Here is a 15,738-nt window from a genome sequence, read left to right as displayed (position 1 = left end):
AGAAATTTATGTATTTTATCAAAAAATCCCGCTCGTCACTGATGACAAGCGGGTCAAAGAAGGGATTAATCCTCAGATGGAGCAGACTGCTGTGAAAAAAGATCCGCTGGGACATGTTTTTCAAGTTCTCTCAGCAGATTGTCTCGCGTTTTTTTTCTCATCAAAAAATGATGAGTTTTATTCTTATAGGTCAGTTCTATTCCGTTTGGCAGTGAACAAATTTTCTGAATACCTTGGTAATAAAATCTGTCTCGCTTCCAAAAACGGGAATAATAAACTAACAGATAGGTCTCTTTAACAAAGAACCAGCGCAAAAAACCGATAATCGCCATAAAAAAGAAAAATAGCAACACCAGATTGCTTTTCCAATAAGGACGTGTATTTTCTAGCGAAAGTGTTAAACTATAAAAAAGAATCATCAGTGTAACTGACCAATAAATAATTGAAATGGATAATTCTGGTTGCCAATGGTATTTTTTTGCTTTCATTTACAATTCCTTTCAATCAACTTACACTATTTATTCTAACACAAAACAAGAAAAGGTGGTCAAATGATCAAAGCGTATATCGATGCCGCAACAAAAGGTGATCCTGGATTGAGCGGCGGCGGAATCTTATTAGTGGGTACAGAATTGCATCAGCAACATGCCCTACCATTACCAATTTTAACCAATCATCAGGCAGAATTCACGATTTTTCTGGAATTGTTGCAGTTGCTGCTTGAAAAGCAATGGCAGGATCAAACGATTATGGTCTACTCCGACAGTAAGGTTCTTGTTCAGACTGTAGATAAAAATTATACCGGAAATCCTGCTTTTCAGCCGATTTTTGAACAGATTCAGCAACAATTGCCGAAATTTTCTTTGCTGATTTTACAATGGATTCCGGAAAATCAAAACAAAGGTGCCGACCGTCTTGCCCGGCAAGGATTGCAAAAGGCTGTGAAATTACAAAATCGGCGACAATAATCGGGAAAAATTTTGTTTAAATCGCAGCCACCAGGACTGATTTTCAATGATTTCATCTGTCAAAAGGGTACAGTTCATCCGATCTTTTTCAAAGATTTCCTGCATTTGCTTGGTTATTTCTTCGTCATACACAAAGGCGCTGACTTCAAAATTAAGCGAGTAGCTGCGAATATCTTGATTGGTGGAACCAAAAGAAGAAATCAAATCATCCATGAGAATCGTTTTTGCATGTAAAAAGCCATTATTGTAGGAATAAATTTTTACCCCTCGCTTGTGGAGATAGTTGGCATAGTGCTGTGTTGCTCGGAAGATAAAGGCATGGTCTGGCATATCAGGAATCATAATACGAACATCTACTCCTGAACGAACCGCCACTAAAAGCGCGTTGATCATCGTATCATCTGGAATCAGATAAGGCGTTTGAATCCAAATTTTTTCTTCTGCTGCAAGGATCATTTTTACAAAGCCGCTTTTTAGAATTTCCTCTTCCGTTTCCGGGCCATCCGACACGATTTGCATGCTGACATTACCTTCTGTTTCCGGCAATACGAAATAACGATCTTCATATTCTAATTGATCGTCATCCTCTTGAACCGAGGCATTCCAGTCCTTAATAAAAATTTCCTGTAAGCTAAAACTGGCTGTTCCCACGATTCTGCCATGGGTATCCCGCCAGTAACCGAATTTTTCACTGCGACTTAAATATTGGTCTCCAACATTAAAGCCCCCTGTCCAAGCAATCCTACCATCAATTACCACAATTTTTCGATGCAGGTGATAATTTAAGCGGGTCTTTCGAATTAAATCCCGTGAGGTAATAAAAGGTGTCACTTTTCCTCCGGCGGCTACTAAAGGATCAAAGAATTTTGGACTGGAACCTTTTGCTCCCCACGGATCAAAGATTACCCGAACTTCTACCCCTTCTTTCGCTTTTTCCACTAATAAATTTAAAAAGTCATTTCCAATCTGGTCATCAAAAAAAGCATAATATTCAACATGCACATTGTCTTTCGCCTGCTTAATATCCGCAAATAATGCTGCAAATTTTTCTTTTCCATCGGTGTAAAACGACAAATCATTTCCCTTCGCCAGAGGGGACTCCTCCACGTTGCGTAAATACCGTTCCAATAATTCAGAACCCGAAGTTTTAACGGTACGATGGTATTTTTTATTGTTTTGATGAATCAATTGATTGATTTCCTTGATTCGGCTTCGATGTTCTTGATTGAATCGATACACCGTTTCTCCGTCAATTCCTCGTCCGCAAAATAAATAGACCAAAAAGCCGATGACTGGAAAAAAGACCAACGTCAGCAACCATGCTAAGACACTGGTAATCGATCTCGGTTTGCGAAAAACTGTAACGATAGCCCCTAACGTATTGACAAGCAACAGCCCGGCAATCACCCAATTGATGATGGACATATCCATTTCAATAGTCATTTTTTTCTCCTACTTTTCATTTATAAAAGATAATTGTGATCAAACGTGATATCTAATTTGAACTTCCCAATGGAATGATTGATTGTTTTCTCCAACGTTTCACGAATCTCGTCATCAGAAAGACTGATTTTTTGAGGAACAACAACATCAAAGGACAGTGTACCAGCTTCAATGCGAAAATCATGAACCCGCAAATCAGGATCAATGCGAAACAGCAATTCTTTTAAAATCAGTAAATTACTTTTGTATTCTTCATCGTGAATCGCCACTGGATCTAAATGACACACCAATGCTACATGTAGATGCGTCCAAAAGTCTTTTTCAATTGCGTCGATAATATCATGGGCATGGTTTAAACTCCAAGTTTCATCTACTTCGATATGGACAGAGGCAAAGCGTTTCTCAGGACCGTAGCTGTGAACCAACAGATCATGATAGCCTAAAATCGTCTGATAATTATCCAATCGCCGCTCCATTTCTTTGATTTCATTATCTGTGGGACGATTACCCATTAGTTCATTGACAAATTCCCTAACCATCGACAACCCGCTGTACAAAATATACAGCGCAATCAACAGACCCACATATCCATCTACACGCCAACCAGTCAGCCCTTCAACCCCCGCCGAAACTAAAACCGCTACCGTGGTAATTACATCATTTAAACTGTCTTGAGAAGTCGCCTTCAAGGTTGTCGATTGAATTTTGTCACTGATTTTAAGGTACATTCGACTTTGCCAAAACTTGATTAAGATTGAAATCAGCAACACCAAAAAAAGCCATGGAGAGAGATTAAGATGGACCGGTTGGATGATTTTTTTGATCGCACTTGTTAAAAATTGAAATCCAACAACTGTAATGATGATCGAGATCACAAAGCCGCTGATATATTCAAACCGTTCATGACCATAAGGATGTTCACTGTCCGCTGGTTTAGCAGCCACTTGAAAACCGAATAAAGTTACAACAGAGGAAGCTGCATCGGACAAATTGTTGATGGCATCTGCCATAATTGAAACACTACGAGCAGAAAGCCCGATAAAAAATTTCATCAAAAATAAAAGCAGATTTGAAGTCAAGCCAAGACTGCCGGATAAAACACCATAATTTTTCCGTAACTTCTTGTCAGATGATTTTTTTTCAATGAGGTGTAAGAGTAAATTTAACATAGCTGTTCCTTCTAACTGATTTAAAGACTTCTTCTTATTGTACACTTTTGGCTGGTGAACCGACAAGTCGCATCTCTAAAAATTATATAAAGATCCGTTTTATTGACAAAAATTAGGACAGCAATCCTAACAGTCGCTGTCTTCGAAAGACGTGTCGCTTCTGCTGAATTTACTGTCCCAAATAAATCAATTAATTTGCCAGCCAGTGTTGAACTTCAGCTAATGCCTCCGCAATACCCTCTGGATTTTTCCCGCCAGCTTGGGCCATATCCGGACGACCGCCGCCGCCACCGCCAACTTTTGGTGCAATGGCTTTGATCAAGTCGCCAGCCTTCAATCCTTTTTGATTGGCACTTGCACTCATTGCCGCCAAAAGACTGACTTTTCCTTCATTGGCTGTTGCTAAAACAAGTACCTCTGAAGTTGCCTTTTGTTTCCATTGATCTGCTAATTGCCGCAATTGGTTCATGTCTTTAACCTTGACCTGTGCAGCAATATATGTGATACCATTGCTTTCTTTTACGTCTTGGAAAATATCTGCGGCTTGCTGATTGGCTAATTTGCTTGCCAGTGCTTCGTTTTCTTTTTGCAGTTCCCGCAATTGTTGTTGCAGTTGTTCTGTTTTCGAAACAACTTCTTTGATTTGCGGTGATTTCACAATAGCAGCGATTTCTTTTAGCTGTTGTTCTTCACTATGCAACAATTCAAAGGCTTCTTTGCTGGTCACAGCTTCGATCCGACGGACACCAGCACCGATTCCTGACTCAGAAACGATTTTGAAAATGCCGATATCTTCCGTGTTTGACACGTGAGTACCACCGCAAAGTTCAATAGACCAGTCCGCAACGTTAACTACCCGAACGTCATGACCGTATTTTTCACCAAAAAGAGCCATAGCGCCCATGCCTTTAGCTGTATCGATATCAGTTTCAATCGTTACAACTGGCAGTGCTTCCCAGATTTTTTGGTTGACAATTGCTTCCATTTCTTGCAATTCTTCGGTAGTAACTTGTCCAAAATGAGTAAAATCAAAACGTAAATGACCCGGTGCTACCAAGGAACCTGCTTGATTGGCGTGATTGCCCAATACTTCTTTTAACGCTTTGTGCAGTAAATGAGTCGCTGTATGATTTTTGATGATTCGATTGCGACGGGCAACATTGACTTGCAAGAAATAGCGTTGGCCTTCTGCAAGTGGGCTGTTAACGGTCACTTTGTGTAAAAATTGACCATTTGGTGCCTTTTGTACGTCATGGACCGTGGCAACTAAATTGCCGTTTTCATCCGCAATGATTCCTTCATCTGCAACCTGTCCACCCATTTCAGCATAAAATGGTGTTTCCGCAAAAATAAGTTGTGCTTCACCGGAAGAGATTGAGTCAATCAGATTTTCTTCTTGAATAATCACCAGCAGTTCGCTTTCTGCTTCATGGTGTTCATAGCCGACAAAGCGACTGGTTACTTTGATATCTGTCAATAGTGCTGACTGAACCCCCATCGAATGTTCGGTGCTGCGGGCAGCTCTTGCTCGATCACGCTGCGCCTGCATTTCTTTTTCAAAACCGGCGTGATCGACTTTCAGTCCTTCATCTTCAGCAACTTCTTCCGTTAATTCAACTGGGAAGCCATAGGTATCGTAGAGTTTAAAAATATCGGCACCGTCTAAAGTATCTGCTTTTTGTTTTTTGACTTGTGAAATAAGCTGAGTCAAAATTTCCAGTCCTTCATTGATGGTTTCGTGGAAACGTTCTTCTTCATTACGAACAACTTTTTCAATAAAAGCTTGTTGAGCCACTACTTCTGGGTAGTAGCTTTCCATAATTTTTCCGACAACCGGCACTAATTTATACAAGAAAGCCTCATCAATACCCAGTTTTTTTCCATGCATAACCGCCCGACGTAACAATCGGCGAAGAACATAACCACGCCCTTCGTTAGATGGCAACGCTCCATCACCGATGGCAAAAGATAAAGCTCGGATGTGGTCGGCGATCACTTTAAAGGAAATATCGGTTTGAGCCGTTTCACCGTACTTAAATTTTCCGCTTAAGCGTTCAGTTTCGTGAATAATTGGTAAAAACAGATCAGTTTCAAAATTCGTTGGTGCATTTTGAACGATGGAAACCATCCGTTCAAGTCCCATGCCCGTATCAATGTTTTTATGTGGCAGTGGTTCATAAGTATCGTCCGCTTTATGATTAAACTCAGAAAAGACCAAGTTCCAGATTTCTAAATAGCGTTCGTTTTCGCCGCCAGGATAGTTTTCAGGATCATCTTCTGCGACATCGTTGTATTCTGGTCCACGATCGTAAAAGATTTCGGTATCGGGACCACTTGGACCAGCACCGATATCCCAGAAATTGTCTTCGATTTCAACAATATGCGCTAAAGGCAGGCCAACTTCTTCGTGCCAAATCCGTTTTGCTTCGGTATCTTTAGGATAAACCGTCACATAAAGTTTCTCCGGATCAAATGCCATCCATTTGTCATCTGTTAAAAATTCCCATGCCCAATGAATAGCTTCTTCTTTAAAATAATCACCAATTGAAAAATTCCCCAACATTTCAAACATCGTATGATGGCGAGCAGTTTTACCAACATTCTCAATATCATTGGTTCGAATGGATTTTTGTGCGTTAGTGATTCGAGGGTTTTCGGGAACGACAGAACCGTCAAAATATTTTTTTAAGGTTGCAACACCTGAGTTGATCCATAGCAAAGTAGGATCGTTGACAGGAACAAGCGAAGCACTTGGTTCAATCGTATGTCCCTTTGATTTAAAGAAATCCAAAAACAACTGCCGAACTTGTGCACTGGTTAATTCTTTCATTTTATTTCCTTCTTTCTTTTTCTAATTGAAGATATAAACAAAAAAAGACATCCTTGCAACCCAAGGACGTGAACACGCGGTACCACCTTGATTGCAATGATGTCGAATCATTACCTCTTCAGCTCGTTAACGCAGAGACGCGTTGATATTTCTATCAAGAAGCATAAGGGAGCAATAAAAGCGTTTCTTGTTCTTCTCTCAGCAATGAAGAACTTTCTGTAAAGAGTGACACTTGTTACCATGTCCTTATTCTTTTAAAAGTATAGGGCATCACCAAATGATTGTCAACGGCTTGCCAAAGATTCCTTTCCTATTTTTTAATCAGAATCGTTTTGCGATATAAAAATTCTGTCGGAGAAATCTCTTCTTCAACAGTGAGTTCACGGGAAGAACGGTAATACGTGGCAAAAGGCAACAAATCCAGTAAAGGAATGCCAGAGTTTTCCCACTGTTCCATTTTTAATTTGTTCCCGTCTGTCACCTCGTAACGATTCAGATGAGGAGAAAAAACTAAGCCAAACATATTTTCTCCCTTGATATGTTTTTTCACCTGATTGCCCCAATAAGAATCATCTGCATCCAGATCATTGCCCCAGCGAAATAGTCGGCGTGTGCCGCCACCTACCGCATATTCCCACTGCTCTTCTGTCAATAAATCGAAGCCGTTACGGCGAACCCGCTTGCGTAATTGTTCTTGGGTACAACTGGTATGTTCAAATACATAGTAATCGTCACTATTTTCCCCAAGTTCAAGATAATAGTGATCTTTTTTTAAATCTGTTTTTGGCAAAGACCAGGTCAAACTTTCTTCAAATGACTGTGGTGGAATAAATGTGGCTCGTATCGCTTCTTCCATTTTTTCAAATCGATCCACCTCACCGGTAAATTCTCCCGTGATTGTATTTAGGTTTCCTAAATAGGTTGTTCCAGCCGGTAAAGGAAACTTTTGAACCAACATGGGAGGAATCACCGCTTTGCGAAGGTCAGAGGTTGAATGATTGACGAAGGCTTGCCAATCCTCACTGGTTTCCAGCTGATAACGTTTAATAAGCGCATTCATTTTCTCAGATTGCTTCTCTGGACGGGGGTGATTCCATGCGGGCGTTGGTAAGCCTTGGATGCCTAAATCCCAACCCAAGATTGCTTCTTGATTTCCCGGTACAAAAACAAAATGTTCATTATCAATTAAAATTTCAAAGGTACGGCACTTGATTCCCGCCAATTCAAAATCAACCAGTTTTACTTCGTTGATTTTTCGTAAAGGACTGACAAAATACATCAAGACTTGGCGAAACATCTGATTCTTCACTTCATCACTCAGGTTTTTCCAGTTGCTCCATTCTAACGATTCAAAAAAATCCATGACGACTCCTCTTTTCCAACTTACTATCTCTTGTTAGAATAAGTATAGCATGAAAAGGAGAAAAACAATGACCCAAATTCATTTCGGTAACACCCCTTGGCTACAAGCAACAGCCTTTTATTTACGCTATTCAGTATTTGTATTGGAGCAAAATATTTTACCAATAGATGAGTTCGATCAGTTGGATCAATCCGATCGAAATTATTTCATCGCAATGACAAAAGGAAAACCTTCCGGTACGATTCGCTATCAAAGAAAAGGAAAACAGCTGCAACCGGATCGTTTCTGTATTCTCAACGAGTTTCGTCACCAAGGAATTGGTACCCAACTGATTCGAGCTTGTGAAGACAGAGGAAAAAGTGAAGGGTGCAGCATTTCTCGCTTGTCTGCGGAAACAAGTGCAGAATCTTTTTATAAAAAATTAGGGTATCAGCGAGTGTCATCGCCTTTTTTTGAAGATGGTATCCTTTGTGTGACAATGGAAAAAAAGCTTTAAACAAAAAAACGGAGTTCGCTCAAGAAGGAAAGCTTAAAGAGAACCTTCCTTTTTAAGAGCAAACTCCGACTCAATTATTTACTGGAATCTTTTTTATTTTTGCGAATGGCGCGACCTTGCTGCCGGCGTTCGACTTTTCGTTTCTGTTTATTGCTTTTATCAACTGCCCATTGAATTTTTTTCTTGTAGCCGGGCTTGATTTTTTTCTTCTTCTTTTTCACCAAACCAATCAACGTTGGGTCCAACTCATCTCGAGATTTTTCCCGCTTTTGTCGCCGATTTCGATCATAACCGTCAACGATTTCATCATTCTTGATTTCTTTTGGTTTAAAAACGACTCCGGTTCCTTCAATATCGCTGATAGCTTTTTCATCAGCCGGGTCGTATAACGTAATAGCTGTTCCGGGCAGATTGTTTCGTCCTGTTCTTCCAACTCGATGGATGAAGAAATCCAAATCAGCCGGAATTTCTGCATTAATTACATGAGAAACACCTTCAATGTCGATTCCTCTTGCGGCTAAATCAGTCGCAACTACATATTGATATTCCAAATTTTGGACTTGCCGCATAACCCGTTTCCGTTCTCTTGGAGGAACATCTCCGTGAATTTTGGCTACCCGCAGTCCCTTTTCTTTTAAGTAATCGGTGATTTCATCTACTCGCTGTTTTGTATTTGCAAAAACAATCGCCATATATGGATGACCCACTGTTAATAATTGATAGATCAATCGATTTTTATTTTTTCCTTTAGTCGAAATCAACCAATTATCAATCGTTTCGGAAATGACTGCTTTGGGCTTGATTTCTTCAATTAACGGATTTTGCATGTATTTTTTCAAAAAAGGACGCAATTTTTCTGGAATTGTTGCGGAAAATACTAGCATTTGCAATTTTTCAGGCAAACGTCCGGCGATTTGATCTACCTCAGCTAAAAAGCCCATGTCTAATGTCATGTCTGCTTCATCGACAACAAATGCTTTTGCTGTATGAACAGAAAGCGCCTGTTCATTCATCATGTCTAAAATTCTTCCTGGTGTTCCAATCACTACTTGTGGTTGTTGGTGCTTCAAGCGATCTAATTGTCGCTGTTTATCTGTACCACCAACAAAATTTGTGACCCGAATTTCAGGATCAGAAAATTGTGCAATCTGTTTGGCTGCTTGATAAATCTGGCTGGCTAGTTCACGACTTGGTGCCGTGATCACCACCTGAACTTCTTCCCGTGAATCAATCAAATCAAAAAGTGGAAGCAAAAAGGTATGGGTCTTTCCACTACCTGTTTGAGACTGACCTACGACACTCCGTCCTTTTTGAATAACGGGAATCAATTTTTTCTGTACTTCGGTCGGCTCGCTAAAGCCTTTATCTGCTAATGCAGTCATAATAAATGGTTGGAAATTAAATTCTTCAAAACTCATCTGAGCACCTTCTTTCATTAGATATTCCTTGGGCATTATAGCACAATTTTTAGCGTTCACCTATTTTTCTTTAGTAGAAATCGTACTGATCGTATAGGTATGGCTGCTTCGTTCATAAAATAATTGACGTCGTTTTTTCAAAAATGACCATAGAATCGTAATCAGAAAGACAAGCTGTAAAGCGACACCGGTCAGCGTTATAAGAATAGAAATCACCATCAAAAAATGATTTTTGCTTTGAACAAAAGGAGCAAGTAAGGCAGTGAAACGACCGATTCCTCCGTAAAAGAAGTACAAAATGCCGTAACGTTTTACCAAGGAACTGAAACGGATTCGTTTGTCTCCCTCCACCACTTGGATACGAACGATTTTTTTCCCGATAGTTTGTCCATTGCAAAGATAAGCAAAGCAGACGAAATAAAGAAAGACTTCAGCAAAATACCAGCCTAAAGAATTGGTGAAATCGATGGAATAGTCCTTGGAAAACCAACGATACATAATCAGAATTATTAAAGAAAGAATCCGTAGAAATCCCCAATCCAGCGCAAATGCTACCAATCGACGGAACAAGGTTACTTCTTTGCCCTTTGCATACGCAAGCTGATCGATTTCTTTTCGACTTGGCAGCACAAAAGTCAGCAAAGGTTCAATGACAAAACCTATCAGTCCACCTAACGTATTGTGAAGCAGATCGTTCACATCTGCCAATCGATACGGCCGCGGATAAATAAAATATAATCCGGTATATTGCGTCACCTCAAAGAAGAGAGATAACAAGAAACTTAGTAGAATTGTTTTGATCAAAGAAAATTTGAAGTAATACCGCAAATAAACCCCAAAGGGCACCACCAGTAAAATATTAAATACTGGTTCTAAAAACACATTTTGCTTCATTGCCGGCAAGTAAGTAGAGGGATCACCAAGAGATAAAACGGTCTGCTGCAAAAAATGTTCAAAGCTTGCACCAAGATGCCACTCTACCGTAGGAGTGGTATACTGTGCCACCTCACTGATCGGCGGTAGTGGCAGAATAACCAGGAAAAAAGCACACAAGAGATAAAAAATAAACGAATACAAGATAATTGCGCGGGATAATACGAAAGTTCCATATTTACGGTATTCATGAATAAGAAAAAAAGCAGAAAGGAATAACGCTAAAAATGGAAAAATTACGATTGCCCATTTAACTGGTACGACATAGGCAGACATTGGTTCCCTCCTTTGATAAAATTAATAGGATTTTTTTGCTGATTTTTTCACTCCTCAAACGCCTCTATTTCCCAAAATCTTTCCTTTGAAGTATGATAGAAATAGGAGGTGGTTTGATGTTAAATGTATATTTTGCTTTAGGTGTCCCTGTTTTTTTACTCCTTCTCTATTTAGGTATCGCCCTTTTTCGCAGAAAAAAAAGGATTCCCTATTTAGGATTTGCTCTTTTTATTATTGCCGGATTTCTAACGGCTTTCAGCTTTCAAGTAATCCAATTTGCGTTCCATCAGTTACGAACGATTTCAAAACTAAATCTTGAGGCACAAATTGGTTATCCAATCGTTTTACTAGGATTTCCCCTTGTTATTGGCATTATTTTAGTAGTTCTTAATATTTATCGCGGCTATCTTCGAGTAAAGGGTACACAACACAAGTAAGGGTCATCCCCTAAATGAATGGGTCGAAAAAAGGCTGGAACAAGCGCTGTTCCGGCCTTTTTGAACTACTCTGCTTCCGTTGTTTCTGAAACAAACTGCTCTTTTTCTTCCTCATCGAGTTTACTGATTAAATAATCAAAATCCGCAAGCGAAATTACCATGGCATCCACGTCATTGTTTTCATCAATCAATTCCAGTGCAGCATACTCATCACCGACATTTTGTAAAAGATCAATAAAATTCCGATCGCTAAAGCTTATATATTCCGTTCGTTTCATTTTTTCACTTCCTAATCAACAAATTCATAATATTGTATCTCCAAAGTAGCAGAAGTTTCTGCCAATTTGGACAGTGTTGCTAAATCCAGCAGAACGAACCCTTCATCTACGACAAAATAAAAATTGTCTTCCATCGCTTCTTCAATGTAAGGCAAAATTTGATTTTCATCCCCTTGATGGGCTGACTTCATAGCAGCCGCTCGTGAGTATAGACGATCATCCGTCAGCAAAAAAAATTCTTTTTCATACTTATAGACCGCTGCTTTGTAAAAACGATCTGAGAGCTGACCTTCGATCACAAAAAAGCACTCTCCGACATGGGGCAAAACACTCAATAATTCTTTTGGCTTCAACGCCTGCTGATAAAACATCCTAAATCCTCTCCTATAGCTTGATTATAGGGGAAGTTTCAAGAAAAATAAAATAATTGAGGTTCTTCATTAAGAAATAATTAAACAAACAGCAAAGAGGAAAAAAATTCTCTTTTGTCTTCAATTAATCCGCCCATTCTTGATAAAATTCTGCCAAAAAATCTGTCATGAATTTCTTTCGTCGCATGGCTTCTTCTTTACCTAATCTTGTATTCATTGAATCAGCCAAAAGAAATAGTTTTTCATAGAAATGATTGATAACAGTCGATCCTTTGCGATAGGTCGCTTTATCTTGATAGTTTTCCGGTTTAATCTCAGGATCATAAATAGGATGACCGTGAGAACCGCCAAAATAGGCAGTGCGCATAATCCCCAGCGCCCCCAATGCATCCAATCGATCCGCATCTTGAACGATTTGTCCCTCTATCGATAAATCGGCTTTTCCTTTTTCCAACTCTCGAGAAAAAGATAGGTGGGTGATGATATACAAGATTTCAGCAACTTGTTCTTGCGTCAGCGTAAGAGATTGCAGAAAAGCCTCAACCTCCTGCAACGCTTTTGCCGAATCAGCCACCACTTTATCATCGATGGTGTCATGTAAAAGTGCAGCGCCTTGAATAATCAGCGGGTCACCAGACTGCTCCTCTGTGATTTTCCTAGCCAATCTTGCAACACGTTGGGCATGATCAAATCCATGTCCGGTATGATCCTGCCCTAAACGCATTTTTGCAAATTCTGTGATTTTTTCGATTTGTTTGTCCATGCTAACGCCCCTATGATTTCTATCGGCTATTTCTTAATCTTGTACCTTATAGACAGAATAGTAGATTTTTTTAAGGTAATCAATCAGATATTGCGGATTCAAAGCTTCACCAGTTGCATCCAATATCAATTGATTTGGTTTACGAGAAGCCCCATATTGATGAATGTTTTGACACAACCAGTTTTTGATTGGTTGATAGTCCTCAGAAGCAAGCACCACATCAACATCGAGGTCTTTTTTCATTGCATGGTGTAATTGTGCCGCATACATATAGCCTAACGCATAGGATGGGAAATAACCAAAACTTGCCCCAGACCAATGTACATCTTGCAAAATACCTTCCAAATCATTTTCTGGTCGAATTCCCAAATATTCTTCGTATTTTTGATTCCAAAGTTCTGGCAATTGATCAACAGTTGCATCACCATTAAAAATCAGTTTTTCTAATTCATAACGAATAATGATATGCAGCGGATAAGTCAGACTATCTGCTTCGATTCGGATTAGGCTTGCTCTTGTCCGTTTCAATGAATCATAAAAAGCATCAAAGGACACATCATCAAAGGTTCCTTCCGCACATTCTTGGAAAAATGGGTATTGTTTTTTCCAAAATGCACGATTGCTGCCGACGATAATTTCATTAAACAAAGATTGTGATTCATGAATCCCCATTGAAGCCCCTTGGTGAACAGGTGTATATTCATACTTTTTATCAATATCTTGTTCATACATACCGTGACCCGCTTCGTGAATTACACCAAAAATTCCCATTGAAAAATCGTGTTCATTCCATCGAGTTGTTAAACGGACATCATTATGATTGATGCCAGTGGCAAAGGGATGGATTGTATCATCCAAGCGTCCACGGGAAAAATCGTAACCGAGTTCTGTCACCACTTTTGTAATGAATTTTCGTTGTTGCTCTTTGGTCATCTTCCGTGAAAGAAAAGAAGTATCTGGTTCGGTTCCCTTTTCTGCCAATGTTTTACGAATAGCCATAATCCCATCACGCAGTTGAGCAAAGACTTGATCCAAGATTTCCACCGTCATTTTCGGTTCATACTGATTCAATAAAACATCGTAATTGGTCGCTTCGTCTTTTTTCCAGTAAGGAATCAATTCTTTTGTCAAACGGATATTTTCAGATAATTCTTCTCGAAAATCAGCAAAATCCTTTGTTTTACGGGCTTTTTGCCATGCAGCATGCGCTTTTGATGTGGCCGCTGAATGTTCCACCATTTTTTCTGATGGAACAGCTTGGTTCAAATCATAGTCTTCTTTTGCAACCATGTAGGCAGCTTTTCCAACTTCAGAAAGTTCTTCTTGATGATCAGAAAAATAAGTCAAGGATTCTTTCATCTTAGGTCCGATCATTTTATCAAAATAAAGTCCATAAAGATAACTGTCCACCTCGCTGCGTTCTTCACTTGCCGCTTCCGGCATTCCGGTTTGAGAATCCCAATCCAAAATAGCGAAGGCCTGCATCAGTAAATTCATTTCTTTTAATTCTTGTAAAAATTCTTGTTCCTTCATTTCTTTCAGCTCCCTACTCTTTCATCCTGTATTTTTTTAGGCGGACGTTGCCCCCAATATTGGAAGAAATCCGTTCGCAAAGCCCCGTTATATAATTTACGTTTTTTGGTGGCTTTTTCCCCATAAAATTCCTCAAAGAGCAAATCACTTGTCAAAATGTACTTACTCCATGTTTTCAAAGGACGAAACACCTCGCCCATCTCGTGATACAATCGGCGGACACTTTCTTCTTCCCCTAAACGTTCTCCATAAGGGGGATTAGCAACGATCACACCGTATTCTTTCTCTGTTTTAAAATCCTTGACAGCTTGTTGCTTAAAAACAATCGAATCACCTAATCCAATTTCTTCCGCATTGGCTTGGGCAATTTCGATCATTTTGCCATTGATATCAGTACCCATGATATCCAATACATAATCGTAATCTGCTTGAGCTTCAGCATCTTCCCGAACTTTTGTAAAAATTTCTTTAGAAAACCAATCCCATGATTCGCAAGCAAAGGCGCGGTTAAATCCAGGAGCGATATTATGACCAATCAAAGCGGCTTCAATACAAAGTGTTCCTGATCCGCAAACTGGATCAACGAAAGGACGGTCTCTACGCCAATTCGTCAACATAACTAAAGCTGCTGCCATATTTTCTTTTAACGGTGCTCCACCTTTTTCTAACCGGTAACCACGTTTAAACAAGCTTGGTCCAGTGGTGTCTAGTGTCACTAACACGTGGTCTTTTAATAGCGCAACTTCCAATTGAAACAACGCCCCAGTTTCTGCTAAGGGAACGGTCGCTGGACGATGATAAAATTCCCGTAGCCGGTTTACGATTGCTTTTTTTGTGATTGCCTGACAATCCGGTACACTGTAAAGCTTGGATTTGATGGATCTTCCTGCAACAGGAAAAGCGGCATCCAATGGGAGAAAATCTTCCCACGGCAATGCTTTGACACTTTCAAATAATTCATCGAAACTGAAGGCGTCAAATTCACCAACAACGATTTTAACCCGATCCGCTGTTCGCAACCATAAATTTGCTTTGGCAATTGTTTCCATTGTTCCCTTGAACCGCGCCCGACCATTTTCCACCTGACAATCGATTCCTAAATCACGTAATTCTTTCCCTACTAAGGCTTCTAAACCACTTGCAGCTGTCGCAAGCAAGTGAAATTCCTGATTATTTTCCATGAGCACTCCTTGTTCGTTTTAATGTATTAAATTTTCCTATAGAAAATTTAATTTTATTCTCACACCGTATATCATTCCACTAGACTTCTTAGAATAAGTGGAACTGACATCCTTGTTCGTTTTAATGTATTAAATTTTCTTATAGAAAATTTCGTTTTATTCTCACGCCGTATATCATTCCACTAGACTTCTTGGAATAAGTGGAACTGACATCCTTGTTCGTTCTGATATACTAACTTTTGTTTGTTTCACTTTTTTTATTTCCAGCTTTTTCCAATA

Annotated in this window: 15 protein-coding genes; 3 read left to right on the top strand and 12 right to left on the bottom strand. The window is 39.6% G+C overall.

The features are described from left to right. Window positions 1-65 precede the first annotated feature (65 nt). Window positions 66-488, bottom strand: a complete 423-nt coding sequence (locus tag BN1875_RS12915) for an EbsA family protein (RefSeq protein ID WP_048605224.1) — start codon at window positions 486-488, stop codon at window positions 66-68. Between the two features lie 63 nt (window positions 489-551). Here BN1875_RS12915 and BN1875_RS12910 point away from each other — a divergent pair, with 63 nt between their 5' ends. After that, window positions 552-968 carry a ribonuclease HI family protein gene (locus BN1875_RS12910; RefSeq protein ID WP_048605223.1) on the top strand — a complete coding sequence of 139 codons (417 nt, stop codon included), beginning with the start codon at window positions 552-554 and terminating at the stop codon, window positions 966-968. Here the strand turns inward: BN1875_RS12910 and cls are convergent. The 4 genes from cls to BN1875_RS12890 form a co-directional block, all read right to left on the bottom strand. Next, entirely contained in the window at window positions 948-2,411 is a 1,464-nt protein-coding gene (gene cls / locus BN1875_RS12905; protein WP_048605222.1) for a cardiolipin synthase, read from the bottom strand. The genes BN1875_RS12910 and cls overlap by 21 nt on opposite strands. Before the next feature lie 20 nt (window positions 2,412-2,431). Continuing rightward, the gene (locus BN1875_RS12900; RefSeq protein ID WP_048605221.1) at window positions 2,432-3,580 is read right to left on the bottom strand and encodes a cation diffusion facilitator family transporter; all 1,149 of its coding nucleotides are present in this window, start codon (window positions 3,578-3,580) and stop codon (window positions 2,432-2,434) included. A gap of 190 nt (window positions 3,581-3,770) precedes the next feature. Then, window positions 3,771-6,410 carry an alanine--tRNA ligase gene (alaS, locus tag BN1875_RS12895; RefSeq protein WP_048605220.1) on the bottom strand — a complete coding sequence of 880 codons (2,640 nt, stop codon included), beginning with the start codon at window positions 6,408-6,410 and terminating at the stop codon, window positions 3,771-3,773. Between the two features lie 310 nt (window positions 6,411-6,720). Further along, window positions 6,721-7,773 (bottom strand): DUF7278 family profilin-like fold-containing protein, encoded by a 1,053-nt coding sequence (locus BN1875_RS12890; RefSeq protein WP_048605219.1) that lies wholly within the window; start codon window positions 7,771-7,773, stop codon window positions 6,721-6,723. 67 nt (window positions 7,774-7,840) lie between these two features. Between BN1875_RS12890 and BN1875_RS12885 the strand changes: the two genes are divergently transcribed. Further along, window positions 7,841-8,269, top strand: coding sequence for a GNAT family N-acetyltransferase (locus BN1875_RS12885; protein ID WP_048605218.1), 429 nt, complete (start codon window positions 7,841-7,843; stop codon window positions 8,267-8,269). Window positions 8,270-8,343: 74 nt separating this feature from the next. On the opposite strand, the gene BN1875_RS12880 is transcribed toward BN1875_RS12885, so the two are convergent. Beyond that, window positions 8,344-9,687: a DEAD/DEAH box helicase gene (locus BN1875_RS12880; RefSeq protein WP_048605353.1), complete on the bottom strand. Its 1,344-nt coding sequence runs from the start codon at window positions 9,685-9,687 to the stop codon at window positions 8,344-8,346. Between the two features lie 60 nt (window positions 9,688-9,747). After that, complete coding sequence (locus BN1875_RS12875; RefSeq protein WP_048605217.1) at window positions 9,748-10,896, bottom strand: VanZ family protein; 1,149 nt, start codon at window positions 10,894-10,896, stop codon at window positions 9,748-9,750. A gap of 116 nt (window positions 10,897-11,012) precedes the next feature. Between BN1875_RS12875 and BN1875_RS12870 the strand changes: the two genes are divergently transcribed. Further along, the gene (locus tag BN1875_RS12870) at window positions 11,013-11,333 is read left to right on the top strand and encodes a hypothetical protein (protein ID WP_048605216.1); all 321 of its coding nucleotides are present in this window, start codon (window positions 11,013-11,015) and stop codon (window positions 11,331-11,333) included. Window positions 11,334-11,398: 65 nt separating this feature from the next. On the opposite strand, the gene BN1875_RS12865 is transcribed toward BN1875_RS12870, so the two are convergent. From BN1875_RS12865 to BN1875_RS12845, 5 genes are all read right to left on the bottom strand, one after another. Next, on the bottom strand, window positions 11,399-11,611 hold the full coding sequence (locus BN1875_RS12865; RefSeq protein WP_048605215.1) for a hypothetical protein: 213 nt from the start codon (window positions 11,609-11,611) through the stop codon (window positions 11,399-11,401). A gap of 11 nt (window positions 11,612-11,622) precedes the next feature. Next, a complete protein-coding gene (locus BN1875_RS12860; protein WP_048605214.1) occupies window positions 11,623-11,982 on the bottom strand; it encodes a hypothetical protein in 360 nt (119 codons plus the stop codon). A gap of 124 nt (window positions 11,983-12,106) precedes the next feature. Then, a complete protein-coding gene (locus tag BN1875_RS12855) occupies window positions 12,107-12,745 on the bottom strand; it encodes an HD domain-containing protein (protein ID WP_048605213.1) in 639 nt (212 codons plus the stop codon). Window positions 12,746-12,778: 33 nt separating this feature from the next. Then, window positions 12,779-14,278, bottom strand: coding sequence for a carboxypeptidase M32 (locus tag BN1875_RS12850; protein ID WP_048605212.1), 1,500 nt, complete (start codon window positions 14,276-14,278; stop codon window positions 12,779-12,781). Window positions 14,279-14,283: 5 nt separating this feature from the next. Next, window positions 14,284-15,459 carry a THUMP domain-containing class I SAM-dependent RNA methyltransferase gene (locus tag BN1875_RS12845; RefSeq protein WP_048605211.1) on the bottom strand — a complete coding sequence of 392 codons (1,176 nt, stop codon included), beginning with the start codon at window positions 15,457-15,459 and terminating at the stop codon, window positions 14,284-14,286. Window positions 15,460-15,738: the final 279 nt, after the last annotated feature.

Source organism: Enterococcus massiliensis (genome assembly GCF_001050095.1).
GTDB lineage: Bacteria > Bacillota > Bacilli > Lactobacillales > Enterococcaceae > Enterococcus_C > Enterococcus_C songbeiensis.
Note: the sequence above shows the minus strand (reverse complement) of the source record. Positions and strands in the feature narration are given on the sequence as shown.